Source organism: Occultella gossypii (assembly GCF_019947135.1).
GTDB classification, from domain to species: Bacteria; Actinomycetota; Actinomycetes; order Actinomycetales; family Beutenbergiaceae; genus Occultella; species Occultella gossypii.
The window spans coordinates 285,859-310,977 of record NZ_JAGSHT010000005.1 but is presented as its reverse complement, the minus strand read 5'-3'; the positions used below and the strand labels follow the sequence as shown (position 1 = coordinate 310,977).

Sequence of the window (25,119 nt, the reverse complement as noted above, 5' to 3'; positions counted from 1 at the left end):
GTCAGACCTGGACCCGCTGCCGGATCGCGTCGGTGATCAGCGAGATCGCCTCCGGCACGGGCACCCCGTTGCGCTGGGTGCCGTCCCGGTACCGGAACGAGACCGCACCGGCTTCGGCGTCCTCACCTCCGGCGATCAGGACGAACGGCACCTTGTCCTTGGTGGCGGTGCGGATCTTCTTGTTGAACCGGTCGTCGCCGGTGTCCACCTCGGCGCGCACGCCGGCGGCGCGCAGTTGGGCGACGACGTCGGCCAGGTAGTCGTTGAACGGTTCCGCCACCGGGACCGCGACCACCTGAACGGGGGCGAGCCACGGGGGGAAGGCGCCGGCGTAGTGCTCCAGGAGCACCCCGAAGAACCGCTCGATGGAACCGAACAGGGCGCGGTGGATCATCACGGGCCGCTGCCGGCTGCCGTCGCTCGCGGTGTACTCGAGCTCGAACAGGTCCGGCTCGAAGAAGTCGAGCTGGATCGTGGACAACTGCCAGGTGCGCCCGATCGCGTCCTTGGCCTGCACCGAGATCTTCGGTCCGTAGAACGCGGCGCCGCCCGGGTCCGGCACGAGTTCGAGCCCGGATGAGGTGGCGACCTCCTCGAGGACGCGGGTCGCCTCGTCCCAGGTGGCCTCGTCCCCGACGGACTTCTCCGGGTCCCGGGTGGACAGCTCCAGGTAGAAGTCGTCCAGGCCGTAGTCCTTGAGCAGGTCGAGCACGAAGGACAGCAGCGAGGCGAGCTCGTCGCGCATCTGCTCGCGGGTGGTGTAGATGTGTGCATCGTCCTGCGTGAACCCACGGGCGCGGGTCAGTCCGTGCACCACGCCGGACTTCTCATACCGGTACACGTGCCCGAACTCGAACAGCCGCAGCGGCAGCTCACGGTAGGAGCGGCCGCGGGCGCTGAACACGAGGTTGTGCATGGGGCAGTTCATCGGCTTCAGGTAGTAGTCCTGACCGGCCCGGGTCACCTCACCGTCCGCGTCGCGCACCTCGTCCAGGTGCATCGGCGGATACATCCCCTCGGCGTACCAGTCCAGGTGCCTGGAGGTCTGGAACAGCTTCGCCTTGGTGATGTGCGGGGTGTTCACGAAGGAGTACCCGGCCTCGATGTGCCGGCGGCGCGAGTAGTCCTCCATCTCCATCCGGATCGTCGCGCCCTTGGGGTGGAACACCGGGAGCCCGGAGCCGACCTCCTCGGGGAACGAGAACAGGTCCATCTCGGCGCCCAGCTTGCGGTGGTCGCGGCGCTCGGCCTCGGCGAGACGTTCCTTGTAGGCGACGAGCTCGTCCTTGGTGGGCCACGCGGTCCCGTAGATGCGCTGGAGCTGCGGGTTCTTCTCGCTGCCGCGCCAGTACGCGGCCGCGCTGCGCATCAGGGAGAAGCCGTTCCCGATCAGCCGGGTGGAGGGCAGGTGCGGGCCGCGGCAGAGGTCCTTCCACGCAGTCGCACCGTCTCGACGCAGGTTGTCGTAGATCGTCAGTTCGCCCGCACCGACCTCGGCGCCGGCACCTTCGGCGGCCGCGGACGCGTCCGCACCGGAGCCCTTCAGACCGATCAGCTCGAGCTTGTACGGCTCGGCGGCGAGCTCGGCGCGCGCCTCGTCATCGCTGACCACCCGACGGCGGAAGGTCTGGCCCTCCTTGATGATCCGCTGCATGGCCTTCTCGAGCGCCTTGAGGGTCTCGGGGGTGAACGGCTCCTCCACGTCGAAGTCGTAGTAGAAGCCGTCGGTGATCGGCGGGCCGATGCCGAGCTTGGCGTCCGGGTTCACCTGCTGCACCGCCTGGGCCAGCACGTGCGCGGCGGAGTGCCGCAGGATGCTCAGCCCGTCCGGGCTGTCGATCGTCACGGCCTCGACGGCGGACACACCGTCGAGCGCGACCGCCAGGTCCCGTAGTTCGCCGTCCACCCGGACGGCGACGACGTCGCGCTGCTCGGCGTACAGGTCGCTCGCCGTGGTGCCGACCTCGACAGAGCGTTCGACACCATCGATGAGCAGGTTCAGGTCGGGCACGGTGTGGCTCCAAGCGGGCATGGGTGAGGCGATGAACTGACGCCTCGATCGTAGCGAGTCCGCCCGGCCCGATTCGCCGCGCACCACCGGGTGGCCGGTCGGTCCGCGGACGGACTCCGAGACGCTCAGCTCAGTTCCTTGGCCTTCGCCGCTGCCTGGCCGGTGATCTCGTCGATCTCCTCGGGCGTGTGGTCCTTGATCTGCTCGGCGATCTGCCCCGAGAGAGCCTCGATGCCCGCCGGGCCGGCCTCGGCCCTGGCCTTGCTGATGATGTCGTCGATGCCCATGGGTGCTCCTCGCCGGCGGCGTCCGCAGACGCTCAGATTACGCCGCCGGGGTACTGACACCCGGGCGGCGCGCTGTCCTGGCTCACGCGAGGTGCTCGGACAGGGCCTTGAGGAACTCGGCCTGGCGCTCGAGGTGCGGCGAGTGCCCGGCGCCCTCGAACAGCACCTCGCGGTAGGCGCCGCCCGCCGCCGTGTAGGCGTCCAGCACGGCGCGGGTCTGGGCGACCATCGGGCTGGGCGGGGCCACGTCCGCGCCCGGCCAGCCGGGGATCACGCCCGCCGCACCGAGCTGGTTGATGTCGAAGAACGACGCGTCGCCCACGATCGCGTCCGCGCTGCCGTGCACCCACAGGATCGGCGGCTTGGTCCCGAGGTCGACGATACCGGACGCGTCGAAGTACTTCGGGGCCATCGTGTTCAGCACGCCGCGGGTGCCGGCGGCGAACCCCGGCCAGTTCTGCGAGGCGACCGATTCCCCCGGATAATTGTCCGGTCCGGTCCTCGTGGTGAGCATCGAGGTGACCCAGACGTCCTCGTGCTCGGACACGAAGCCGGCGGCCACGTAGGACGAGCGATACACCGAGCGCGGCGAGGTCGGCGCCTCATCGCTGGTGTCTCCGGCCTCGAGGCGGGCCACGAAGTCGGGATTCGCGCCACCGGCGCCGACACCGGCGTCGTCGGGTGTGATGCGCTCGCCGCCCGTGCCCCGGGTGCCGCCGAAGCCGAAGGGCGAGACCGGAGCCTGCAGGGTGAGCGTGCGCACCGGGTGGTCGAGGGCGTACTGCAGCACCACCCCGGCACCCATGCTCCACCCGACCAGGTCCACCCCGTCGCCGAGGCCGAGCGCCTCGATCACGCCGTGGACGTCGTCGCTGAAGTCCCGCAGGCCGCGCGTGGCGTCGACGGGCAACGTCTCGGAGTCGCCGAACCCGCGCAGGTCGATCGCGTAGGCATCCAGATCCGCGGGCAGGGCCAACATCAGGGGCTGCCAGAACAGGGACGAGGACACGTTGCCGTGGACGAACACCACCGTGCGGCGCGTGGCCGACGTCGCGGGCCGCCGCAACACGTTGGCGCGCAGCCGGGGCGTCTGGACGGACTCAGCGCTGATGCCCTCGAAGATCGTCATCGTGTGGCCTTCCACGTCGGGCCGGCCACCTCGCCGGTCTCGCGCTCAGGTTAGCGAGCAACCGCGGACCGCCGGGGCCGTTCCGCCGGACGGTACGAAGAAGGCCCTGACCTGCGTTCTCGCAGATCAGGGCCTCGGATGTGGGCGATACTGGGTTCGAACCAGTGACCTCCTCGGTGTGAACGAGGCGCTCTACCACTGAGCCAATCGCCCATGCCACACGCTCTTCGAGCGGTGCGGCTGACGAGGAACGATACTAGCAGCGCCCGGGAGGGCCAAACGCCACGCCCGTCGGGGATGCCGGTCGTGGTAAACCATGGTGCTCACGTCCAGGTCGCGCGAGACTTGCTGGCATGGGCTACGTGGCCTGGCCGAGGGAACTCGCCGAGATCTACGACGCCGTCTACGCGGGCGAAGCCGACCCGACCGTGGTTGACCCGATCGCGGATGCTCTCGTTGACCTGGCAGCCGATGGCAGGGCGCTCGAGTTCGCGGTCGGAACCGGCCGGGTGGCGCTCCCGCGGAGCGCACGCGGAATCCCCGTGGAGGGGATCGAACTGTCCGAGGACATCGCCGGACGGCTGCGCGCCAAACCGGGCGCAGAGGCGGTGCGGGTCAGCATCGGTGACATGACGACCACCCGGGTCGCGGGCAGTTTCACGCTCGTGTACCTGGTTGCGAACGCCATCATGAACGTCACGACCCAGGAGGACCAGGTGGCGGTCTTCGCCAACGCGGCGGCGCACCTCGGTCCCGACGGGTGCTTCGTGGTGGAGGTGGTCGTTCCCCAGCCCGCGGCTGTTCCGCCGGGCGCGCCGGGCCGGGTGTTCACACTCGACCGCGACCATGTGGGCATCGAGACCTACGACGATCTGGTCGGGCAGGTGGCCTGGTCCCATCACTGGATGGAGATGGCGGGACGCTTGGTCAAGCACGCGGCGCCGTACCGCTACGTCTGGCCTTCGGAACTGGTCCTCATGGCCAGGCTTGCCGGCCTGCGTCTACGCGACCGCTGGGCCGGTTGGGATCGAGCTCCGTTCACGTCCACCAGCGCGAGCCAGGTCGCCGTCTTCGAGAAGGTGGGCTGACGGCCGCGACCCGCATCTACCGCGACGTGGATGCCAGTCCGACGAGCCGGCGGGCCTTGAGTTCGGTCTCTTCCCACTCGGCCGCGGCATCGCTGCCCCAGGTGATCCCGGCGCCGGTGCCGAACCTGAGCACGGCCTCAGCCCACCAGAACGTCCGGATCCCGACCGCGAGCCGGGCCTCGCCTGCGTCCGCGTCCAGCCAGCCGATCTGGCCGCAGTACGGCCCCCGAGCCGTCGGCTCGAGCTCACCGATCAGGCGCAGCGCCGAGGACTTGGGCGCACCGGAGACCGAACCGGGCGGGTGCGTCGCCCCGAGCAAGGCCGCCCAGTCCACCCCGCCGCCGGGCCCTGGGGCCAGCTTGCCCCGGACCCTGGAGACCAGGTGCACCAGGCCCGGGTGTTCCTCGGTGGCGAGCAGATCGGTGACCTCCACCGTGCCGGGCAGACACACGCGCGCGAGGTCGTTGCGGACCAGGTCGGTGATCATCACGTTCTCCGCGCGGTCCTTCGCGCCGAGCCCGTCGGCGGTGACCGCGGTGCCCTTGATCGGCCCGGACATGACATACCCATCGCGCACGCGCACCGAGAGTTCCGGGGACGCGCTCACCACCCAGCTCCCCGGCCAGTCCGGACCGGCCGGCACGTCGACGAGCGCCGCGTACGGCGCGGGGTTGCCCGTGGCGAGCCGCACCGCGAGGGCGGCCGCGTCGGGACGCCAGCCACCGCCGTCGGGCAGTGCGGCCTGCGACGGCCCGGCCAGGGGCGCTGACAGCACCCGGCAGATGTTCGCCTGGTAGACCTCGCCCTCGACAACGGCGGCCCGGACCGCCTCGACGGCCGAGATGTACTCCTCGCGCGACATGGTGCTGCGCCACTGCTCCGGCGCCGGACCGTGCCACGGCTGCGCGTCGCGCACCACGGCGTCCGCGGCGCCGGTGTGGTGCACCTCGGCGAACCGCCACGCATGCAGCGGCCCGTCGAACTCGGCCACCACCACCCACCAACCACCGTCGTCCAGGGCCTCGGGCTCGCGGGCCAGGTCGGCGTAGTCGATCACCTCTCGGGCGCGGACGCCACGGAACCAGGCCCGTGCTCGATGAGGCCCCGGAGGCGTTGTGGTCACGGTCACACGCTACCCAGGTGGGACCGGTTGGACGTTCGGCCCGGGACTGGGTTAGAGTCTCCGACGCACGCAGAAACCACTTTCGGGTGGGAGAAGCGAGCATGCGGACGTGGCTCAGTTGGTAGAGCATCACCTTGCCAAGGTGAGGGTCGCGGGTTCGAGTCCCGTCGTCCGCTCGGAGGCACCACTCCGGTGGGTCCCATGAAAGTACCACCGGTGGGTTGGCCGAGAGGCGAGGCAGCGGCCTGCAAAGCCGTATACACGGGTTCGAATCCCGTACCCACCTCGCAGCCCGGGCGATTGGCGCAGCGGTAGCGCGCTTCCCTGACACGGAAGAGGTCACTGGTTCGATCCCAGTATCGCCCACAAGAGAAGTCGCAGGTCAGCAGGCCCGTTCGGAGTGATCCGGACGGGCCTGCTGCCATGGTGGCCGGTGAGGCCCGGGCGTGCCGACCAAGCGGCGCAAGGGGCCCGGCCTGCTCGACGCGCCGGCCCCCGACGGCGGGCCGGGTCAGTCCAAGGCGACGGTCACGTGGGAGTCGGTGCCGCTCAACGGGAACTCTCCAGCCGCCCGGCCGGAGGCCACCTCGTAGGTTCCGGCGAAACCCGCGACCGCGATGCGCCCATCCGCATCGGTACCCATCGTCGTCTCCGGAAGCCACCACTGTCCGCGGACCAGGTCCCTGAGCGCGCGGTACGCGGGTTTGGCCGACTCGTCCGCTCGAAGCAGTCCGGCGGGGGCGTTGAGCCACGCGCCGGCATCGCCGAGCCCCCAGTACGTGATCGACGCCACGGCCGGATGCGCCACCAGGGTCCGGTAGTGCCGCACGATCTCCTCGGCCTGACGGGCCTCACCCTCGGACGTGCTCGGCCAGGCATCGACGACGAAGTCATTGAGGTCCTCGATGTGCCCGGGCATCGGGTCACCGGAGACGAGTGTGGTCTCCGTCCAGTGCAACGGCAGGCCGAACCGCGCGAACCGTTCACACACCGAATCGAGCGCTTCCTCACCTCGAAAGCCCTTGTGCATGTGGGACTGCAACCCGATCGCGGCGATCGGGATGCCCGCCTCGAGAACGCCCTCGATGAGTTCCTCGTACTCCGGGCCGAGATCGAAGTCATTGAGGATCAGGCGTGGTGGCCCCTCAGCGTGGCCACCGGCCTCGGTGACGGCAAGACGCACCATCTCCACCCGGCCAAGTCGAGCGCACAGCCGGGTGATCGCGTTGGGGACGCCGTCGGGCTCGTTCGTGAACCTGGGCATGATGACCACCTCGTTGATGGCGTCCCAGGCATCGATCAGGCCCGCGAAGTCCGCGACCTCCCTGCGGATCCGGCGACGCAGCAGCTGCTCCGCCTCGTCGAGCGGAAGCGCGTCGAGCCACGCCGCCTTCACGGTGTGCCACACGAGCGGATGCCCCTTGAGACGAACCCCATGATCGGCGAACCAGCGCGCGTCACGCAGGAGCTCGTCACGTCCGGTCCGACCACGCACCGGCTCGTACCGGCCCCAGTAGAACGGGAGCGTCGCGGTGTCGAAGACATCGAGCCACCTGGCGCGGTACTCATCCGACTGCTGTGCGATGTCGAAGCCGGCGCAGCCGAACTCGAACGCGTGCCGCAGCTGACGCACGGTGACCTCGCGATGGTCCAGGGGCGCGCCGGCCCGGTCGGTGACCTGGACCGTGGAGGTCACGCGTCTGTGGTCGAGGGACATGGGGCCTCCAGGGAGTAGGACGGATGACGTACCGGGGAGGCGCTAGCCCTTGACGGAGCCGAGCATGACCCCGGAGACGAAGTAGCGCTGGACGAACGGGTAGACGCACAGGATCGGGACAAGGGTCAGCACCATGGTGACGGCCTGGATGTTCGCGGAGATGGCCTCGGTCGTCGATCCTGCGGCTGCCGCACCCTCCGACGCCGCCGACGAGGCACCGGCGATCAGGTTCCGCAGGAAGAGCGTGACGGGGAACAGTTCCTGCTTGTCGAGATAGAGGAAGGCCGGGAACCAGTCGTTCCAGATCGCCACCGAGTAGAAGAGCACCATGGTGGCGACCACGGCTTTCGACAGCGGTAGGACGATGCGTCCGAAGATGCCGAACCAGCCCAGCCCGTCGATCTGGGCCGCCTCCTCCAGCTCGCGGGGCAGGTTCTCGAAGAAGGACTTCATCACCAGCAGGTTGAAGACCGAGATCGCTCCGGGGAGCACCAGGGCCCACATCGTGTTGGTCATGCCGAGCGTGGAGATCAACACGTAGTTCGGGATCAGTCCCCCGTTGAAGAACATCGTCGCGACGGCGATTCCGATGAGTACCGTGCGGCCACGCAGGTGCTGCTTGGCGAGCACGTATGCGTACGGAGTCGTCAGAGCCATCGCGATCGCCGTCCCGACCAGGGTGTAGACGACGGTGTTGCGATACGAGCTCCAGAAGTGGCTGTTCTGTATGACCGCGCCGTAGGTGTCGAGGTTGAAGCCGACAGGCCAGAGGTTCACCAGTCCTGCCTTCACCGCGCCCGCGCTACTGAACGACTGTGCGAGCACGGTGACGAACGGATAGAGCATCGCCGCGCACAACAGCACCAGCAGGGTGCCGTTGACCCACGTGAACACCCGGTATCCCCGAGTGTCACGCGGGCCGACGGGCCGCCCCGAACGTGTCCCAAGGGTGGTCTTGGTCAGGGCACTCTGAGTCACCACAGGCTTGCTCCTACCGCTCGGCGCGAGACGAGGTTCGCGGCGAGAATCATCGCCAGACCGATGACTGCCTGGAACAGTCCGATCGCCGTCGCGTAACTGAAGTTGTTGGCCACCAGCCCGACTCGGTAGAGGTACGTCGAGATCACGTCCGCAGTGGAGTAGGTCAGCGGGTTGTAGAGCAGCAGCACCTTCTCGAACCCGACGTTGAGGAACAGTCCGATGTTCAGGATCAGCAGCGTGACCATGGTCGGCCTGATGCCCGGAAGCGTCACGTGCCAGGTCTGGCGCCACCGGTTCGCGCCATCGATCCGCGCCGCCTCGTAGAGAGAGGCGTCCACCGTGGTGAGCGCGGCGAGATAGAGGATCGTTCCCCAGCCGAGCGTCTGCCAGACCTCGGACCCGACATACACGGTCCGGAACCACTCCGCACGCTGCAGGAACGCGACCGCCTCACCGCCGAACGACTCGATGACCTGATTCACCGTGCCCTGCAGCGACAGCAACTGCATCGCCATCCCCACCACGATCACCACCGACAGGAAGTGCGGCAGGTAGGAGATCGACTGGACGGTGCGCTTGAACGCTCGGGTGCGCACCTCGTTGAGCATCAGGGCCAGCACGATCGGCAGCGGGAAACACACGAGCAGGGTCAAGAAGCCCAATATCGCCGTATTCCGGAAGACCATCCAGAAGTTGGGGTCGCTGACGAACATCTCGACGTAGCGAAGGCCCACCCACTCGTCTCCGAAGATGCTGCCGCCGGGCCGGAAGCGTCGGAACGCGATGACGTTGCCCAGCATCGGGACGTAACGGAACAGCAGGAGGAAGGCGACGGGCACGAGTGCCATGACGTACAACGCCCAGTCACGCCGTAGCGCCTTGCGCCACGGGACCTTCGGTGACGGCGGTCGCCGGCCGCGCCGGTCGGACGAGGCGCGGCCGCCGGTGTGGGAGGAGCGGGCCGGTGCGTTCGGTCCCGGGATCACCGCGGGCTCGGCGGTACGGGTGCGGCTCGGTACGGATGCTGCGCTCAAGGGTCACTCCTTCGTGAGCGGGTCGACCCCCGCGGGCCGGCGGGTACGCCGCCGGCCCGCCAAGGGCTGAGTCACCGGTTCAGTCCTGGTCCGCGGCCCGTTCCCGGGCGCCGTTGACCAGGTCGACATAGGTCGACAGACCCTGTGACTCGATCTCGGTGAGGAACGAGTCCCACTCGCTCATGTCCCGGCGACCGAGGATGAACTCGAGCGTCGCGGTGTCCACGCTGTCCTGCAGCGGTGTCCCGAGCAGCGACGCCTGCTCGAGCTCGGCCTCCGTCAGGGGTGCCCGTGGGAACGGATCACGGGGGGTCCGGGTGGACAGGACCGTGTCGATGTACTCGACGAACTGTGGCTGGTTGTAGGACTCCTTGAGCGTCCTGGACTCCGTCGACCCGGCGAGGACGTTGCTCGCGAAGCCGAGGTCGGTCTGGATGTCGATCGTGCCCTCGGGGTTGAGGTTGTACGCTCCCAGGGTGTAGTCCGGCATCAGGGAGATCGTGCCGTCGTCAGCCGTCGTGTAGGTCTCGTCCTCGATCCCCCACTGCAGCATCTCGCGGGCCTCAGGGTTGTAGTAGAGCCAGTCCACGAAGTGCAGCATGTCGCAGAAGTTCGGGTCCTCCACCGCGTCGGCGGTCAGCATGAAACCGTTCCAGAAGTTGCGTGGCTCCACGACCTGGCCCGCTTCACCGCCGGGCGGCGCGATCTGCACCAGTTCGTAGTCCGTCACGCCCGCCGCGTCGAGGGCAGTGGCGAACTCCTGCACCGTGCCGGATGCGCCGGAGGCTGCGAACACGGTCTCATTGGCGAACTTCTCGGTCACGGTCCCCATGCCATCGTTGGCCTCGGTGAACGATTCGGTGTCCAGCAGCCCATCGGCGGCCAGCCCGCGGAAGTACTCGACCATGCTGCGGTAGCCGTCGGTTGTCGGGGCGTACACGAACTCCCCGGCATCCTCGTCGAACCACATCCCATTGCCGAATCCCCAGCCGGCGACCGTCCCGAAGGCGTGGCTCGCGTAGTTCAGCATCGACGCACCTTCGAAGCCGTCAGCCAGCGGGAGGCTGTCCGGATACTGCTCCTTGATCAGCTCGAGTCCGGCCTGGAGGTCCTCCCACGTCTCCGGTACGGGCGCCCCGACCTCGTCGAAGATGTCCTTGCGGATGATCAGGCTGAACACCGGCACCGACACCTCCTGCAGACCCGGCGTCATGTAGTACCTGCCGTCATCCTGTCGGAGGTTGTCAAGCATCTCCCCCAGTTCCCACTCCTCGACGTAATGACTGAAGTTGGGCATGTAGTCGACGTAGTCACTGAGTGGGACCACGGCACCCGATGCCGCGAACTGCCGCTCGTCCCCCGTGTAGATGAGCGGGATGATCTGGGGCGCGTCGCCCGCGCTGATCAGCAGGCTGCGCTTCTCCACCGCGTCGCTGAACGGGATGTTCGTGAGCTCGAGGGTCACGTTCGTCCGTCGCTCGATCTCATCGAACAGCTGCCACTGCTCGGTGACCGGCGTCTCCGGCCAGTCCGTCCAGAGCATCGAGAAGGTCACGGGCTCGGCAGCCCGCCACTGTTCGTTCGCGACACTCTCGGTCGAGCATTCGAGTTCGGCCGCGCCGTCGGCGTCGGGCTCGCCGGAGTCCCCGCTGCTACAGGCGACGAGCCCGAGCGTGGCGGCGAGTGCCGCGGCGACGAGCGCACCTGGACGCCGTCGCCGCAATGTTGTTGCCGTTGCTGCCATGTCCATCTCTCCATCGAGTCGTGGTCCGGGCTACGTGAGCCGGACCGGTCATGAGCCTGCCGATCGGGTTCCGATAAGGGCTTGGAACCACCGAGGACCGCCCTCGGCGGCGGGCCCTCGGTCCGAGTGAGCGACGCAACTTGCGATCTCCTACCCGATACTTTCCAGAGAGTAGAACCGCCCGTGAGGCGACGTCAAGAGACCACGGGAGAACGTGCACTAACGATTAAGCAGATCTATTCACCTCGGAGGCCATTGCCCCGCTCAGGAGTCCTCGCTCCGAAACTTTCGGGCGGACGGTGTTAACTGTCAGGACGTGTCCTGGCGCCGGTTGCAGGGGGGTGGCGGAGACCGTGGAATCACGTATCTGGGAGCATGAACCGTGGTCACCTTGAACGACATCGCCGAGCGCACCGGCGTCACGGTCGCAACGGTCTCGAACGCGTTGCGCAACCGCGGACGGGTCGCCGAGCAAACGCGGGCGAGGATCCTCGCGGTCGCGGAGGAACTGGGGTACGAGGTCAACCTGCGCGCCCGTCACCTTCGTATCGGACGGACCGACACGATCGCGTTCATCGCGCCCAGTTTCCACGACTACTTCAGTGGCCTCGCGGACGAGATCGCGGTCGAGGTGGAGGCCGGTCGACGCCATCTCGTGCTGGAACGGACCGCAGCACGCACCGAGAACGAGCGGGAAGCCATCTCCCTGACGCGTCTGCAGATGTTCGATGGTGTCCTGCTGTCGACGGTCGGTCTCGACCGCGAGGACATCGCGCGGGCCCAGTCGCGCGTGCCGCTCGTCGTGCTAAGCGAGCGGGAGATGCCCGCGACGGTCGACCACGTCATGCTCGCCAACGAGGACGGTGCCCGGCTGGCCACCGCGCACATGATCGACGGCGGGGCGCGCAACATCGTGGTGCTCGGCGGCTCCACCGCGCCCGACCTGGGGATCGCCTCGTCACGCCGGGCCGGTTGGGAGGCCGCGCACTCGGACGCCGGGATCGTTGCGGATCCCCGCCTCATCGTGCCGCTGCCGGATTTCTCGATGCACGACGCCCGCGAGGCGGTTCGCAGGCTCCTGCGAGACGGTGTCCGGTTCGACGCCGTCTTCGCCGTCACCGACGTGGTGGCCCTCGGTGCCATGTCGGCCCTGACCGGGCATGGCTGCCGTATCCCCCAGGACATCCAGGTCGCGGGTTTCGACAACATCGCCACGTCGGACTACCTCAGTCCAGGCTTGACGTCGGTGGACCCCGACCATCGCGGCGTGGCCCACACGGCCATGCGGCTGCTCGCTCGGCGCATCGCAGGGGACCCGGGACCAGCCGAGCACATCGTGGTCCCGGTCTCGCTGGTGGTCCGCGGGTCAACGCGCGCGCGCTGATCGCATCCTCGGCTCCCGCCGCCTCGGAAAGCGCATACCCAGTTGCGCGACAACTTGTGGCAATCGGTGGTGGAAGCCCCATGCCGGCACACCATCATTCGGGTTCACCGAGCTTCAAGGAGGAAGTTGTGCAGATCTCACGTCGAGGATTCCTACTGGGCGCAGCCACGATGGGTGCGGTGGGCGCATCGACAGCGACCGCCGCGTATGCCGGGACCGGGCCGGCCGCATCAACCGCACGCTCGCGGCGCTCCCCCGCCGGAACCTGGAACTCCGTCCTGGTCCGCGTCAACGGGCGGGGCGGCCTCGTCTACCCCCGCCGTGACGGGCACCGGCTGCCGGACTTCGGGCATTCCGGCTATCACCGCGGCGGCCGGGAGATTCCCGACGTCCCAGTGGTCCATTCGGTCGCCCCGTTGCCCGGTGGCGCGGACAACCACGACCACATCGAGGCCGCCATCGCGGTGGTCGGTGCCCTGCCCGTCGGCGAGGACGGCTTCCGCGGTGCCCTCCTGCTCCAGGCCGGCATGTATCCGGTGAGCCGCACCATCGACCAGCCCTATAGCGGCGTCGTGATCCGGGGTGTCGGCGACGGGGCGGATCCTGCGACGAACACGATCATCAGGCCACAGGGTGGGGACCCGGAGCGCAGCGCCATCGTCATCGGCGACAACGGCAACTGGGACGGCGAGGTGCCCGGCACCCGCACCGATCTCGTCAGCGACCTCGTGCGGGTGGCCGACGACGCCTTCACGGTGGCGGACGCCTCCGCCCTGAATGTCGGCGACAACATCATCATCACCCACCCGTGTACGCAGGAGTGGATCGACTCCGTCGACGGCGGCGGCACCGGAACCGACGCACCGTGGACGCCGGGACAGCTCCCGATCGTCTACAACCGGTACATCACCGCCATCGCAGGCAACCGGGTGAGCGTCGACGTGCCGCTGTTCACCACCCTCGACCGGTCCTTGTCCCAGAGTTACGTCTACGTCTGGGACCAGGCGCGTCGCGTCACCGAGGTCGGCATCGAGGACCTGCGGGTGGACGTCGCCTACGACGGCCCGACCACGGCGGCCGGGTCCCACGCCAAGCACGCCATCCGGATCCGCCAGGCCGAGGACGCCTGGGTACGCAGGTGCACCGTGCTGCACTTCAGCCAGTCCGGCATCGTCACCGGCACCACCACCCGGGCCACGGTCGTCTCCTGCCACGCGCTGGACCCGGTCTCCGAGATCACGGGGAGCATGCGCTACAACTTCAACGTGGAGCGCAACTCGCAGCAGGTGCTGTTCACCGACTGCCACGCCAGCGAGTCCCGGCACGCATTCGTCTCGAACGGGACCAGCTCGGTCTCCGGAGTGGTGTTCCACCGGACCACCGCGACCGGCTCGCACACCTCGAGCGAGGGACACCGGCAGTGGAGCCAAGGTCTGCTGTTCGACAACCACACCGAGATCGACCCGAACAGCGAGCGCACCATCGGCCTCTACAACCGGGGCGACTGGGGCACCGGGCACGGCTGGTCCGCGGTGCACTCGGTGGCCTGGAACACGGACACGGCCGGCTCCCAGCTGGTCGTCCAGCGCCCACCCACCGGCCAGAACTACGCGATCGGGTGCTTCGGCATCGTCACCGGTGACGGCCCGTACCCACACCCCGAGGGCTGGATCGAGGGCACCGACAGCGCCGGCCTGATCCCGGAGTCGCTGTACGAGGCCCAGCTCGCGGACCGGCTCCCCTGACACCATCCGCACGGGGGCGTCCGTGATTTATCACGGGCGCCCCCTTGCGGCCCTTGCTAGGTTCTTCGGGAGGTTGATCGCACGGCGTCAGAACGGCGGAGACGATGTCCGGATCGAACACAGCAGGCGGGGCCATGACGCCCCTGGAACGGGGCCAGCGGTCGAGGGCGACCATGATGCTGGTCCTGGCCACGATCGGATTCGGCGTCAACTTCTGGGCGTGGTCGCTGATCTCCCCGCTCGGGGGTGACTACGGAGCACGGCTCGACCTCACGGGCTTCCAGCAGTCGGCGCTGGTGGCGACTCCGGTGCTCGTCGGATCGCTCGGCCGGATCCCGATCGGGGCGCTGACCGACCGGTTCGGCGCCAAGCTCATGTTCCCGCTCGTGAGCGTGCTGACCATCATCCCGGTGTTGTTCATCGCCTTCGTGGCGGACTCGTTCCCGATGATGCTGCTCGGCGGGTTCTTCCTCGGGCTCGGCGGCACCTCGTTCGCGATCGGGGTACCGTTCGTGTCCTCCTGGTACCGGGTCAGCAAGCGCGGCGCCGCGCTGGGGATCTTCGGGATGGGCACCGCCGGCACCGCGGTCTCGGCGTTCACGACAGTGCCGCTCGCCGACTCCTTCGGCAGGCAGGCGCCGTTCGTGCTGGTCAGCGCGATCCTGGCCGGGTACTCCGTGGTGAGCTACCTGATGCTCCGGGAGTCCCCGGACCGGCCCAAGCCCGCGGGCTCGTTCGTCGCCAACACGGCTTCGACGATGAAGCTCGCTGTCACCTGGCAGCTGGCGGCCCTGTACGCACTCGGTTTCGGTGGGTTCGTCGCCTTCAGCGTGTACCTACCCACCTACCTGGTGAACGCCTACGGGCTCACCGGGACCGATGCCTCGTTCCGCACGGCCGTGTTCGTCATCCTGGCCGTGGTCGCCCGGCCGATCGGCGGCGCGCTGTCGGACCGGATCGGCGCGATCAAGGTGCTGCTCGTGAGCTTCGCGGCCACCGGGGTGTTCGCGGCCATCGACGCGATCGGCCTGCCGCTGGTGCCGATCCCGACGGCCGCGTTCCTCGGCATGGCCGCCACCCTCGGCGCCGCGTCCGGCGCCACGTTCGCACTCGTCGGGCAGGTCGCTCCGCCGAACAAGGTCGGGTCCGTCACCGGCGTGGTCGGCGCGGCCGGCGGCCTCGGTGGGTTCGTGCCGCCACTCGTGATGGGCGCCACCTATGACGCACTCGGCAGCTACACGGTCGGGTACATCCTGCTCGCCCTCGTCGCCTTCGGCATGGCCGCCTTCACCTGGGGTCCGGTCCGCAAGGCCGCCCTGCGCCGCGGCGAAGCCGCGGCCGCCACCGACGCCGCAGACCCAGCAGCAGCCACCGGAGGGAACCCGTCATGACCACACAGCAGACGCCACCACCCGGGCTGGACTCCGGGATCGTGGAGGGCCTGCTCAAGGCCCGGCGGTTCTTCAAGCCCAAGGAGGTCTCCGCAGACCTGCGCACGTTGCACCAGAAGGGCGGGCGGGACGCGGACACCTTCTACCGCGACCGCTGGTCGCACGACAAGGTGGTCCGGTCCACGCACGGGGTCAACTGCACCGGATCCTGCTCCTGGAAGGTGTACGTCAAGGACGGCATCATCACCTGGGAGGCGCAGCAGACCGACTATCCCAGCGCCGGCCCGGACCGCCCCGACTACGAGCCGCGGGGCTGCCCGCGCGGCGCCGCGTTCTCCTGGTACACCTACTCCCCCACCCGGGTCCGCTACCCGTACGTGCGCGGCGTCCTGCTCGAGATGTACCGGGAGGCGAAGGCCCGCCTCGGTGACCCGGTCCTCGCCTGGCGGGACATCACCGGCGACCCGGAGCGGTCCAAGCGGTACAAGGCCGCACGTGGCAAGGGCGGCCTGGTCCGAGCCGGCTGGGGCGAGGCGGTCGAGATGATCTCCGCCGCGCACGTGGCAACCATCGCCGACCACGGTCCGGACCGGATCGCCGGGTTCTCCCCGATTCCGGCGATGTCGATGGTCTCCCACGGCGTCGGGTCCCGGTTCTACTCCCTCATCGGCGGCGCGATGCTGTCCTTCTACGACTGGTACGCCGACCTCCCGGTGGCCTCGCCGCAGGTGTTCGGGGACCAGACCGACGTGCCGGAGTCCGGCGACTGGTGGGACGCCGGCTACCTCATCATGTGGGGCTCGAACGTCCCGGTGACCCGTACCCCGGACGCACACTGGATGGTCGAGGCCCGCTACCGGGGCCAGAAGGTCATCGCCGTCGCCCCCGACTACGCGGACAACGTCAAGTTCGCCGACGAGTGGCTCGCCCCGGTGCCGGGCACGGACGGCGCCCTGGCGATGGCGATGGGCCACGTGGTGCTCAAGGAGTTCTTCGTCGACCGGCACACACCGTACTTCGTCGACTACGCACGCACGTACACCGACCTCCCGTTCCTGATCCGGCTCGAGCCCGACGGCGAGGGTTACGTTCCCGGGAAGTTCCTCACCGCCGCGGATCTACCGCCGAGCACGCTCGGCCGGGGTGAGCACGACGAGTTCAAGACCGTGGTCCTGGAGGAGTCCACCGGCGCCCCGGTGATCCCGAACGGGTCCCTCGGCTTCCGCTTCGGGGAGGCGGGCGCCGGCAAGTGGAACCTCGACCTGGAGGGCGTCACCCCCTCGCTGAGCGTCGCCGACGCGGCTTCCACGGGCGCGGCAGCCGGGCCAGGCGCGGTCCCGGACGCCGTGCCGGTCACGCTGCCCCGCTTCGACACCCCCGACGGCGCCGCCGCTGCGATCGTGCGTGGGGTCCCGGTGCGCCGGGTCGGCGCACACCTGGTCACCACGGTCTTCGACCTCCTGCTCGCCCAGTACGGAGTCGGCCGCGACGGCCTACCCGGCCAATGGCCCACCGGCTACGACGACGCCACTTCACCGTGTACGCCCGCGTGGCAGGAGGCCATCACCGGCGTGCCCGCGAAGAAGGCCGCGAAGATCGGCCGGGAGTTCGCCGCGAACGCGGAGGAGTCCAAGGGCCGCTCGATGATCCTGATGGGCGCCGGGACGAACCACTGGTTCCACTCCGACGCCATCTACCGGGCCTTCCTCACCCTCACCACGATCACTGGGTCCCAGGGTCGCAACGGCGGCGGCTGGGCCCACTACGTGGGCCAGGAGAAGGTGCGTCCGCTGACCGGGTTCAACCAGTACGCGAACGCCCTGGACTGGTCCCGGCCGCCGCGGCACATGATCCAGACGGCGTACTGGTTCCTGCACACCGACCAGTTCCGCTACGACGCCTTCACCGCCGACGAACTGTCCGGCCGCCCGGGCGGCCGCTGGGCCGGCATGGCGACGGCGGACATCCTCGCCCAGTCCGCCCGGCTCGGCTGGTCCCCGTCCTACCCCACCTTCGACCGCAGCTCGCTGCAGGTCGTCGACGACGCCGAGGCTGCCGGGCAGGACGTCGGCACCTACGTCCCGGCCCAGCTCAAGAGCGGGGAGCTCCGGTTCGCCGCGGAGGACCCGGACGCACCCGAGAACTTTCCCCGGGTGCTGGGCATCTGGCGCTCGAACCTGCTCGGCAGCTCGGCCAAGGGCGACGAGTACTTCCTGCGGCACCTGCTCGGCACCGACCACTCCGTCAACGCAACCGAGACGCCACCGGACAAGCGCCCACGGGACGTGCGCTGGCGCGACGAGGCACCCGCCGGCAAGCTCGACCTGCTGTTCACCCTCGACTTCCGGATGACCTCCACCACGATCTTCTCCGACATCGTGCTGCCGGCCGCCACCTGGTACGAGAAGTACGACCTCTCCAGCACGGACATGCACCCGTACGTGAACTCGTTCAACCCCGCGATCGCCCCACCGTGGCAGGCCCGCACCGACTTCGAGGCGTTCCACAACATCGCCGCGGAGTTCTCCAAGCAGGCCCGCGCGCACCTCGGCACCCGCAAGGACCTCGTGGCCGTCCCGCTCACGCACGACACCCCGGACGCGCTCGCGACGCCGTCGGGCATCGTCAAGGACTGGAAGTTCGGGGAGTGCGAACCGATCCCCGGCAAGACCATGCCGAAGCTCGTCGTCGTCGAACGGGACTACACCGCGATCGCGGACAAGATGCGCTCGGCCGGACCGCTCCTGGCCGAACTCGGTGCCACCACGAAGGGGATCACGTTCGACCTGGCCCACGAGGTGGACCTCCTGCGGGACCTGAACGGCGAGGCGCTGGGCGGCGTGGCGCAGGGCCGGCCAGCCCTCGAGCAGGACCGCCAGGTCTGCGAGTTCATCCTGTCCCTGTCCGGGACCACGAACGGGCACCTGGCCACCGCCGGCTTCCGCACCCTGGAGCAGCGCACCGGCCAGCCGATGGCCGACCTGGCTGCCGAGCACGAGGGCAAGCGGATCCGGTTCGCGGACACCCAGGCGGCCCCCACCCCCGTGATCACCTCGCCGGAGTGGTCCGGTTCGGAGAGCGGCGGCCGCCGGTACTCGGCGTTCACGATCAACGTCGAGCGGCTCAAGCCCTGGCACACGCTCAGCGGCCGGCAGTCGTTCTATCTCGACCATGACTGGATGACCGAGATCGGGGAGAACATGCCGATCTACCGACCGCCGCTGAACATGGCGATGCTGTTCGGGGAGACGCCCGTCGGCGCCAGCGGTGAGGGCGGCGCGGGCACCACGATCGCGGTCAGGTATCTCACTCCGCACAACAAGTGGTCGATCCACTCCGAGTACCAGGACAACCTGCTCATGCTGAGCCTGTCCCGCGGCGGCCCGGCGGTCTGGATGTCCAACCTCGACGCGGCCAAGATCGGCGTCGCGGACAACGACTGGATCGAGTGCGTGAACCGCAACGGCGTGGTCGTGGCCCGAGCGATCGTCTCCCACCGGATGCCGGAGGGCACCGTGTACATGCACCATGCGCAGGACCGGCTCATCGACGTGCCACTGTCGGAGAAATCCGGCAAACGCGGCGGCATCCACAACTCGCTCACCCGGATCATGATGAAACCCACGCACCTCGTGGGCGGATACGCGCAGCTGTCCTACGCGTTCAACTACATCGGCCCCACCGGCAACCAGCGCGACGAGGTCACGCTGATCCGCCGTCGTTCCCAGGAGGTGCAGTACTGATGCGCGTCATGGCACAGATGGCGATGGTGATGAACCTGGACAAGTGCATCGGCTGCCACACCTGTTCGGTCACCTGCAAGCAGGCATGGACGAACCGGTCCGGCACCGAGTACGTCTGGTTCAACAACGTGGAGACCCGCCCGGGTCAGGGCTACCCCCGTACCTACCAGGACCAGGACACCTGGCAGGGCGGCTGGACCCTCACCAAGCGGGGTCGGCTCAAGCTCAAGGCCGGCGGCCGCCTGAAGAACCTCGCGACGATCTTCGCCAGCCCGAAGATGCCCTCGATGAGCGACTACTACGAGCCGTGGACCTACGACTACGAGTCCCTCACCACCGCCCCCGCCCAGCAGCACACCCCGGTCGCCCGACCGAAGTCGCTGCTGTCCGGCAAGGACATGAACATCAGCTGGAGCGCCAACTGGGACGACAACCTGGCCGGCTCCACCGAGATCGTGCCCGGTGACCCGGTGCTGGCGAAGGTCTCGGACAAGGTCAAGCTCGAGTTCGAGCAGACCTTCATGTTCTACCTGCCGCGCATCTGCGAGCACTGCCTGAACCCCGCGTGCGCCGCCTCCTGCCCCTCCGGTGCGATCTACAAGCGCGAGGAGGACGGCATCGTCCTGGTGGACCAGGACGCCTGCCGCGGCTGGCGCAAGTGCGTCACCGGATGCCCGTACAAGAAGGTCTACTTCAACCACCGCACCGGCAAGGCGGAGAAGTGCACGTTCTGCTTCCCGCGCATCGAGGTCGGCCTGCCGACCGTGTGCGCGGAGACCTGCGTGGGCCGGCTGCGCTACATCGGCCTGGTCCTCTACGACGCCGACCGGGTCCTCGCCGCGGCGTCGGTCCCGGACGAGAAGGACCTCCTGCGCGCGCAACGGGACTGCTTCCTCGACCCCCACGACCCGGAGGTGGTCCGCGCCGCCGAGGCGGCCGGGATCGCCCACGACTGGGTGCTCGCCGCCCAGCGCTCCCCCATCTGGTCGCTCATCAACGACTACGAGGTGGCGCTGCCGCTGCACCCCGAGTACCGGACCATGCCGATGGTCTGGTACATCCCGCCGCTGTCTCCCGTGGTCGACGTGGTCGCCGAGACCGGCGAGGACGCCGAGGACCCGGGCAACCTGTTCGCCGCGATCGACACCCTGCGGATCCCGGTCGAATACCTCGCCGAGCTGTTCACCGCCGGGGACCCCGTGCCGGTCACGAACGTGCTCCGCCGCCTGGCCGCGATGCGCTCCTACATGCGCGAGATCAACATGGGCCGCGAGCCCGAGGAGTCCGTCGCCACCGCCGTGGGGATGACCGGCGCCGACATCCGCGGCATGTACCGGCTGCTGGCGTTGGCCAAGTACGACGAGCGGTACGTCATCCCGCCCACGCACGCCGAGCAGGCGCACGGGCTGGAGGAGCTCGCCACGGAATGCTCCCTGGACTACGACGGCGGACCGGGCATGGGTGGTTCCGGCCCGTTCGGCGAGGGGTCGGGTTCGCAGACGCCGCTCGCGGTGGAGAACTTCGCGGCCCTGAAGTCGCGGCAGCGCTCCGACTTCGGCACCGACCCGTCGGACAAGGCCGCCCGGGTGAACCTGCTCAACTGGGACGGCAACGGCAGCCCGTCGGGACTGTTCCCGGAGCGCCGGGACAGCAACGAACCAGCCGACGGCGAGAAGCGGTCATGAAGCAGCTGCTCACCCTCCGCCGGGACCGGCCCCGGGCCGGCGAGGGCACCAACGCCCTCATCTACCGCGTCGCCGCGTTCCTGCTCGAGTACCCCGACGCGAACCTGACCGACCGGCTCCCGGCCCTCGCCGCCGCCGTCGCCACCCTGCCCGAGCCGGCCCGCAGCGACCTCGGCGGCCTCGTCGACCATCTCAGCCAAGCTCCAGGGGGCGACGAGCAGGCGATCGGCGCCGAGTACGTGCGCACGTTCGACCTGGACCGCCGCCGGGCCCTCTACCTGACCTATTACGCGTTCGGGGACACCCGCAAGCGCGGCATGGCGATGCTCGACTTCAAGTCCGCCTACCGGCAGAGCGGGCTCGAGCTCTCCGACGACGAGCTGCCCGACCACCTGTGCGTGGTGCTCGAGTTCGCCGCCACCACCGACCTGGCCTGGGGCCGTGAGCTCCTGCTCAAGCACCGTGCCGGCCTCGAGGTGCTCCGGGTCGCCCTGCGGGACGCCGGCTCGCCCTACGCGGGCGCGCTCACCGCCGTCTGCGGCACCCTCCCGCCGCTCGCCGGCGAGGAGGAGAAGGCCATCGCCACCCTCATCGCGGCCGGGCCGCCCGAGGAGGAGGTCGGCCTGGAACCGTTCGCTCCACCGTCCTACATGGGAGAGAGTCGATGACCACGCTGCTCTGGGTGATCGTGCCGTACGTGGCGCTGGCGATCTTCGTCGTCGGGCACATCTGGCGCTACCGCTACGACAAGTTCGGGTGGACCACCCGCTCCTCCCAGCTCTACGAGGACCGGCTGCTGCGCTGGGGCAGCCCGCTGTTCCACTTCGGCATCCTGTTCGTGTTCCTCGGCCACGTGATGGGCCTGGTGATCCCGAAGAACTGGACCGACGCGATCGGAATGTCCGAGGAGCTCTACCACTTCCTCGCGATCGCGGTCGGCGGGATCGCCGGCTTCTGCACCCTCGTCGGCCTGGTGCTGCTGATCTACCGCCGCCGCACCACCGGCCCGGTGTTCCGGGCGACCACCAGGATGGACAAGGCGATGTACGTCGCGCTCGCTCTCGTCATCGCGCTGGGCCTGTGGAACACGGTCGCCGGCGGCGTGCTGAACCTTGGCGGCCACTACAACTACCGCACCGGGGTCTCGGAGTGGTGGCGCAGCATCTTCTACTTGCAGCCGAAGCCGGAGCTGATGGCGCAGGCGCCGCTGGGCTTCCAGCTGCACGCGATGACGGCGATGGCGCTGTTCGCGATGTGGCCGTTCACCCGGCTCGTGCACGTGTTCAGCGTCCCGCTGTTCTACCTGTGGCGCCCGTACGTGGTGTACCGCTCCCGCAGTGACCGCCTCGGGTCGCGCAGCCAGCCGCGCGGGTGGGACCGGGTGGACTCCCCGCGCCGCTGACCACGCGGCCGCGTCAGAGCGCCAGTTCGACCGCGAGCTCCTCGACGAGGTCGTAACCCTCCTGCATCCCGACCTCCATCCCCGAGGAGATGATGATGTCCCGGGTCTCCTTGGACTTGCAGGCGGTGAGCACCTCGAGCGTGGTCCGGCCATCGGTCTCGGTGAACGTGTAGGTGATCCGGGTCGCCTCGCCCGCCCCCTCGCCGCCGGGCATGCCCTCGAAGATCTCGGTGCACACGATCCGCTCGTCGGGCACGATCTCCTCATACTCGCCGTGGAAGCCGACCTCGAAGCCGCCGTCGGCCACCAGGACGTACCGCCAGGCGCCGCCGACCCGCAGGTCGACGTCGGCGACCGTCACGTTGCCGCGCTGGCCGGCCCACCACCGCCTGATCAGGTCCGGCTCGGTGAAGACCCGGTAGACGAGGTGTCGCGGCGCGTTGAACTCCCGCGTCACGAGGATCTCGGTGTCGCTCGGCAGCGTCAGGACCGCCGTGCCCTTCGTCGTCGTCTGGCTCATGACTCGCTCTCCTTCAGTTCCTCGAGCACGGTGTCCACCGCGTCGAACCGTTCGTTCCACTGTTCCTCGTAGCGACTGACCCACTCGTGGATCGGCCGCAGCGCGTGCGCGTTCGTGCGGTACAACCGCCGACGCCCTTCATCTCGCACGTCCACCAACCCCACCTCACGCAGGACCCGCAGGTGTTTGGACGCCTGCGGCTGCCCCAACCCGAGCAGGTCGACAACCTCCCCCACGGACCGTTCGGCGTCCGCCAGGGCATCGAGGATGTCGCGTCGCAGTGGTTCTGCCACCGCGTTGAACGCATCCGCCGTCGTTGCTGCTCGTGCCATGTGCTCAATATATACCCATATCGGCATGTGTCAACATGCGGCTCCCACCGATCCACCAGTCCCCGGTCGGCTAGTCTCGCGGGCGTGGACCCCACGGAAGTCTTCGGATTCGTCACCGGCGCGATCTGCGTGTGGCTCGCCGTCCGCCAGAACGTGTGGACGTTCCCGATCGGGCTCGCCAACAACGTCGCGTTCCTGATCCTGTTCTCCAGCGCCGGCCTGTACGCGAACGCGGCACTGCAGGTCCTGTTCGCCGTGGTCGGTGCGCTCGGTTGGTACTGGTGGACCAGGCGCGGGCCCGACGGCGGAGCCCTCGTCGTGCGGCGCACGCCCCGTTGGGCGTGGGTCGCCGCGGTAGGGGTGACGGCGATGCTCACCGTCGCGGGCCTGTTCGCCCTCTCCGCGTGGACCGATTCGGCCGTCCCGCTCTGGGACTCGCTGACCACGTCCTCGTCGGTGGTCGCTCAGGTGATGCTCGGACGCAAGTGGCTGGGCAACTGGACCGTATGGCTGGTCACCGACGTGATCCTGATCGGCCTGTACGCGTCGCAGGGGCTGTGGCTGACGGCGGTGCTGTACGTGGTCTACCTCGCGATGTGCGTGGTCGGGATGCGCCAGTGGCGCAAGGCGCTGGGCGGTGCGGACGCCGTCGGCAGCGTGGACGGGGCTGAGCGTGACGCTGATGCTGCGGACCCGGACGCCGTGGGCCCTGCACGGGTCGGTCGCTCGTGACGCGCCGCTTCCGGCACGGCCTCGTCCTGGGCAAGTTCTACCCGCTGCACGCGGGCCACCTGAACCTGATCCGGACCGGGCTGCGCTCCTGTGAGCGGCTCACCGTCGAGGTGCTCGCCTCGTCCGTGGAGTCGGTCCCCGCGCCGGTCCGCGCCGACTGGATCCGCACCGAGGCGCCCCAGGCCCACGTGGTGCACGCCATCGACGACTCCCCCGTGGACTACGGCTCGAACGCCGCCTGGGAGGCCCACCTCGCCGTCATCACCTCCCTGCTGGACGCACCCGTCGACGCGGTGTTCACCTCGGACGCGTACGGAGTGGAACTCGCGGACCGCCTGGATGCCCAGTGGGTGCGGGTGGACCCGGCCCGCCAGGAGGTGCCGGTCTCCGGGACCGCCGTGCGCGCGGATCCGCACCGTCACTGGTGGGCACTGCCGGCCCCGGTGCGCGCGTACCTGACCACCCGCGTGGTGGTCGTCGGCGCGGAGTCGACCGGCACCACCACCCTGGCCGACGACCTGACCGCCCACTACGGCACGCCGGAGGTGCCCGAGTTCGGGCGGACCTGGAGCGAGATCCGGCCCGGCGGGCTGACGGCGCCCTGGCACTCGAGCGAGTTCGCCCTGGTCGCCGCCGAGCAGACCCGGCTCGAGGACGAGGCCGCGGCCCGGACCCCGCGACCGCTGCTCATCACGGACACCGACGTGCTCGCCACCACGGTCTGGCACGAGCGGTACGTGGGCGCCGCCTCGCCCTCGGTGGCCGCACTGGCCGCGCGCCGGCGCCCCGACCTGTACCTGCTCACCGGCGACGAGATCGACTTCGTCCAGGACGGGCTGCGGGACGGCGAACACCTGCGGCACGCGATGACCGCTCGGTTCCGCGAGGTCCTCGACGGCTCCGGCGTGCCCTGGCACGAACTGCGTGGCTCCCCCGCCGAGAGGCTCGCGGCCGCCGTCGATCGCATCGACGCCCTCGACCACGGCCGGCGCCTCGCCGATCCGCTGCCCCAGGCCGGCACCGACGCGCACCGCGCAGGAAGCAGGACCCGCCGATGAACGAGTCCGGAGC

Annotated in this window: 20 protein-coding genes and 4 tRNA genes; 13 read left to right on the top strand and 11 right to left on the bottom strand. The window is 69.2% G+C overall.

The features are described from left to right. Position 1: 1 nt before the first annotated feature. The 4 genes from thrS to KCQ71_RS06150 form a co-directional block, all read right to left on the bottom strand. Entirely contained in the window at positions 2-2,032 is a 2,031-nt protein-coding gene (gene thrS / locus KCQ71_RS06165; protein ID WP_249422599.1) for a threonine--tRNA ligase, read from the bottom strand. 104 nt (positions 2,033-2,136) lie between these two features. Next, entirely contained in the window at positions 2,137-2,298 is a 162-nt protein-coding gene (locus KCQ71_RS06160) for a hypothetical protein (protein WP_223403907.1), read from the bottom strand. An 82-nt stretch (positions 2,299-2,380) separates the two neighbouring features. Then, a complete protein-coding gene (locus KCQ71_RS06155; RefSeq protein WP_223403905.1) occupies positions 2,381-3,427 on the bottom strand; it encodes an alpha/beta hydrolase in 1,047 nt (348 codons plus the stop codon). Positions 3,428-3,568: 141 nt separating this feature from the next. After that, positions 3,569-3,640, bottom strand: a tRNA-Val gene (locus tag KCQ71_RS06150). Between the two features lie 140 nt (positions 3,641-3,780). On the opposite strand from KCQ71_RS06150, the gene KCQ71_RS06145 reads away from it, so the two are divergent. Continuing rightward, on the top strand, positions 3,781-4,515 hold the full coding sequence (locus KCQ71_RS06145) for a methyltransferase domain-containing protein (RefSeq protein WP_223403903.1): 735 nt from the start codon (positions 3,781-3,783) through the stop codon (positions 4,513-4,515). A gap of 16 nt (positions 4,516-4,531) precedes the next feature. On the opposite strand, the gene KCQ71_RS06140 is transcribed toward KCQ71_RS06145, so the two are convergent. After that, on the bottom strand, positions 4,532-5,638 hold the full coding sequence (locus KCQ71_RS06140; RefSeq protein WP_223403901.1) for a chorismate-binding protein: 1,107 nt from the start codon (positions 5,636-5,638) through the stop codon (positions 4,532-4,534). A gap of 103 nt (positions 5,639-5,741) precedes the next feature. Here KCQ71_RS06140 and KCQ71_RS06135 point away from each other — a divergent pair. The 3 genes from KCQ71_RS06135 to KCQ71_RS06125 all read left to right on the top strand — a co-directional run bounded on the left by KCQ71_RS06135 (position 5,742) and on the right by KCQ71_RS06125 (position 6,004). After that, positions 5,742-5,814, top strand: a tRNA-Gly gene (locus tag KCQ71_RS06135). A 39-nt stretch (positions 5,815-5,853) separates the two neighbouring features. Next, positions 5,854-5,924, top strand: a tRNA-Cys gene (locus KCQ71_RS06130). A gap of 8 nt (positions 5,925-5,932) precedes the next feature. Continuing rightward, positions 5,933-6,004, top strand: a tRNA-Val gene (locus tag KCQ71_RS06125). 145 nt (positions 6,005-6,149) lie between these two features. Here KCQ71_RS06125 and KCQ71_RS06120 read toward each other — a convergent pair. The 4 genes from KCQ71_RS06120 to KCQ71_RS06105 form a co-directional block, all read right to left on the bottom strand. Beyond that, positions 6,150-7,355 carry an endo-1,4-beta-xylanase gene (locus KCQ71_RS06120; protein ID WP_223403899.1) on the bottom strand — a complete coding sequence of 402 codons (1,206 nt, stop codon included), beginning with the start codon at positions 7,353-7,355 and terminating at the stop codon, positions 6,150-6,152. A 42-nt stretch (positions 7,356-7,397) separates the two neighbouring features. Beyond that, entirely contained in the window at positions 7,398-8,249 is an 852-nt protein-coding gene (locus KCQ71_RS06115; RefSeq protein ID WP_372453936.1) for a carbohydrate ABC transporter permease, read from the bottom strand. An 80-nt stretch (positions 8,250-8,329) separates the two neighbouring features. Beyond that, positions 8,330-9,370 (bottom strand): ABC transporter permease, encoded by a 1,041-nt coding sequence (locus KCQ71_RS06110; protein WP_223403897.1) that lies wholly within the window; start codon positions 9,368-9,370, stop codon positions 8,330-8,332. A gap of 79 nt (positions 9,371-9,449) precedes the next feature. After that, on the bottom strand, positions 9,450-11,114 hold the full coding sequence (locus KCQ71_RS06105) for an ABC transporter substrate-binding protein (RefSeq protein ID WP_223403895.1): 1,665 nt from the start codon (positions 11,112-11,114) through the stop codon (positions 9,450-9,452). A gap of 382 nt (positions 11,115-11,496) precedes the next feature. Between KCQ71_RS06105 and KCQ71_RS06100 the strand changes: the two genes are divergently transcribed. The 7 genes from KCQ71_RS06100 (at position 11,497) to narI (ending at position 22,464) form a co-directional block, all read left to right on the top strand. Next, positions 11,497-12,498 carry a LacI family DNA-binding transcriptional regulator gene (locus KCQ71_RS06100; RefSeq protein ID WP_223403893.1) on the top strand — a complete coding sequence of 334 codons (1,002 nt, stop codon included), beginning with the start codon at positions 11,497-11,499 and terminating at the stop codon, positions 12,496-12,498. 179 nt (positions 12,499-12,677) lie between these two features. Further along, on the top strand, positions 12,678-14,243 hold the full coding sequence (locus tag KCQ71_RS06095; protein ID WP_223403891.1) for a hypothetical protein: 1,566 nt from the start codon (positions 12,678-12,680) through the stop codon (positions 14,241-14,243). A 134-nt stretch (positions 14,244-14,377) separates the two neighbouring features. Then, positions 14,378-15,634, top strand: a complete 1,257-nt coding sequence (locus KCQ71_RS06090) for an MFS transporter (protein WP_223403889.1) — start codon at positions 14,378-14,380, stop codon at positions 15,632-15,634. Further along, positions 15,631-19,377 carry a nitrate reductase subunit alpha gene (locus tag KCQ71_RS06085; RefSeq protein WP_223403887.1) on the top strand — a complete coding sequence of 1,249 codons (3,747 nt, stop codon included), beginning with the start codon at positions 15,631-15,633 and terminating at the stop codon, positions 19,375-19,377. Before KCQ71_RS06090 ends, KCQ71_RS06085 begins: the two co-directional genes overlap by 4 nt. Continuing rightward, positions 19,377-21,062, top strand: a complete 1,686-nt coding sequence (gene narH, locus KCQ71_RS06080; RefSeq protein WP_223403886.1) for a nitrate reductase subunit beta — start codon at positions 19,377-19,379, stop codon at positions 21,060-21,062. The genes KCQ71_RS06085 and narH overlap by 1 nt, the downstream gene beginning before the upstream one ends. Beyond that, positions 21,059-21,730 carry a nitrate reductase molybdenum cofactor assembly chaperone gene (gene narJ / locus KCQ71_RS06075; RefSeq protein ID WP_223403884.1) on the top strand — a complete coding sequence of 224 codons (672 nt, stop codon included), beginning with the start codon at positions 21,059-21,061 and terminating at the stop codon, positions 21,728-21,730. The genes narH and narJ overlap by 4 nt, the downstream gene beginning before the upstream one ends. Further along, entirely contained in the window at positions 21,727-22,464 is a 738-nt protein-coding gene (gene narI / locus KCQ71_RS06070; protein WP_223403882.1) for a respiratory nitrate reductase subunit gamma, read from the top strand. The genes narJ and narI overlap by 4 nt, the downstream gene beginning before the upstream one ends. 13 nt (positions 22,465-22,477) lie before the next feature. Here narI and KCQ71_RS06065 read toward each other — a convergent pair whose 3' ends face one another. Together KCQ71_RS06065 and KCQ71_RS06060 are read right to left on the bottom strand one after the other, a co-directional pair. Next, a complete protein-coding gene (locus tag KCQ71_RS06065; protein ID WP_223403880.1) occupies positions 22,478-22,984 on the bottom strand; it encodes an SRPBCC family protein in 507 nt (168 codons plus the stop codon). After that, on the bottom strand, positions 22,981-23,316 hold the full coding sequence (locus KCQ71_RS06060) for an ArsR/SmtB family transcription factor (protein WP_223403878.1): 336 nt from the start codon (positions 23,314-23,316) through the stop codon (positions 22,981-22,983). Before KCQ71_RS06060 ends, KCQ71_RS06065 begins: the two co-directional genes overlap by 4 nt. Before the next feature lie 84 nt (positions 23,317-23,400). Here KCQ71_RS06060 and pnuC point away from each other — a divergent pair, with 84 nt between their 5' ends. Together pnuC and KCQ71_RS06050 are read left to right on the top strand one after the other, a co-directional pair. Beyond that, positions 23,401-24,048 carry a nicotinamide riboside transporter PnuC gene (pnuC, locus tag KCQ71_RS06055; protein WP_223403876.1) on the top strand — a complete coding sequence of 216 codons (648 nt, stop codon included), beginning with the start codon at positions 23,401-23,403 and terminating at the stop codon, positions 24,046-24,048. After that, positions 24,045-25,106 (top strand): AAA family ATPase, encoded by a 1,062-nt coding sequence (locus KCQ71_RS06050; RefSeq protein ID WP_223403874.1) that lies wholly within the window; start codon positions 24,045-24,047, stop codon positions 25,104-25,106. The genes pnuC and KCQ71_RS06050 overlap by 4 nt, the downstream gene beginning before the upstream one ends. The last annotated feature ends 13 nt before the right edge of the window (positions 25,107-25,119 follow it).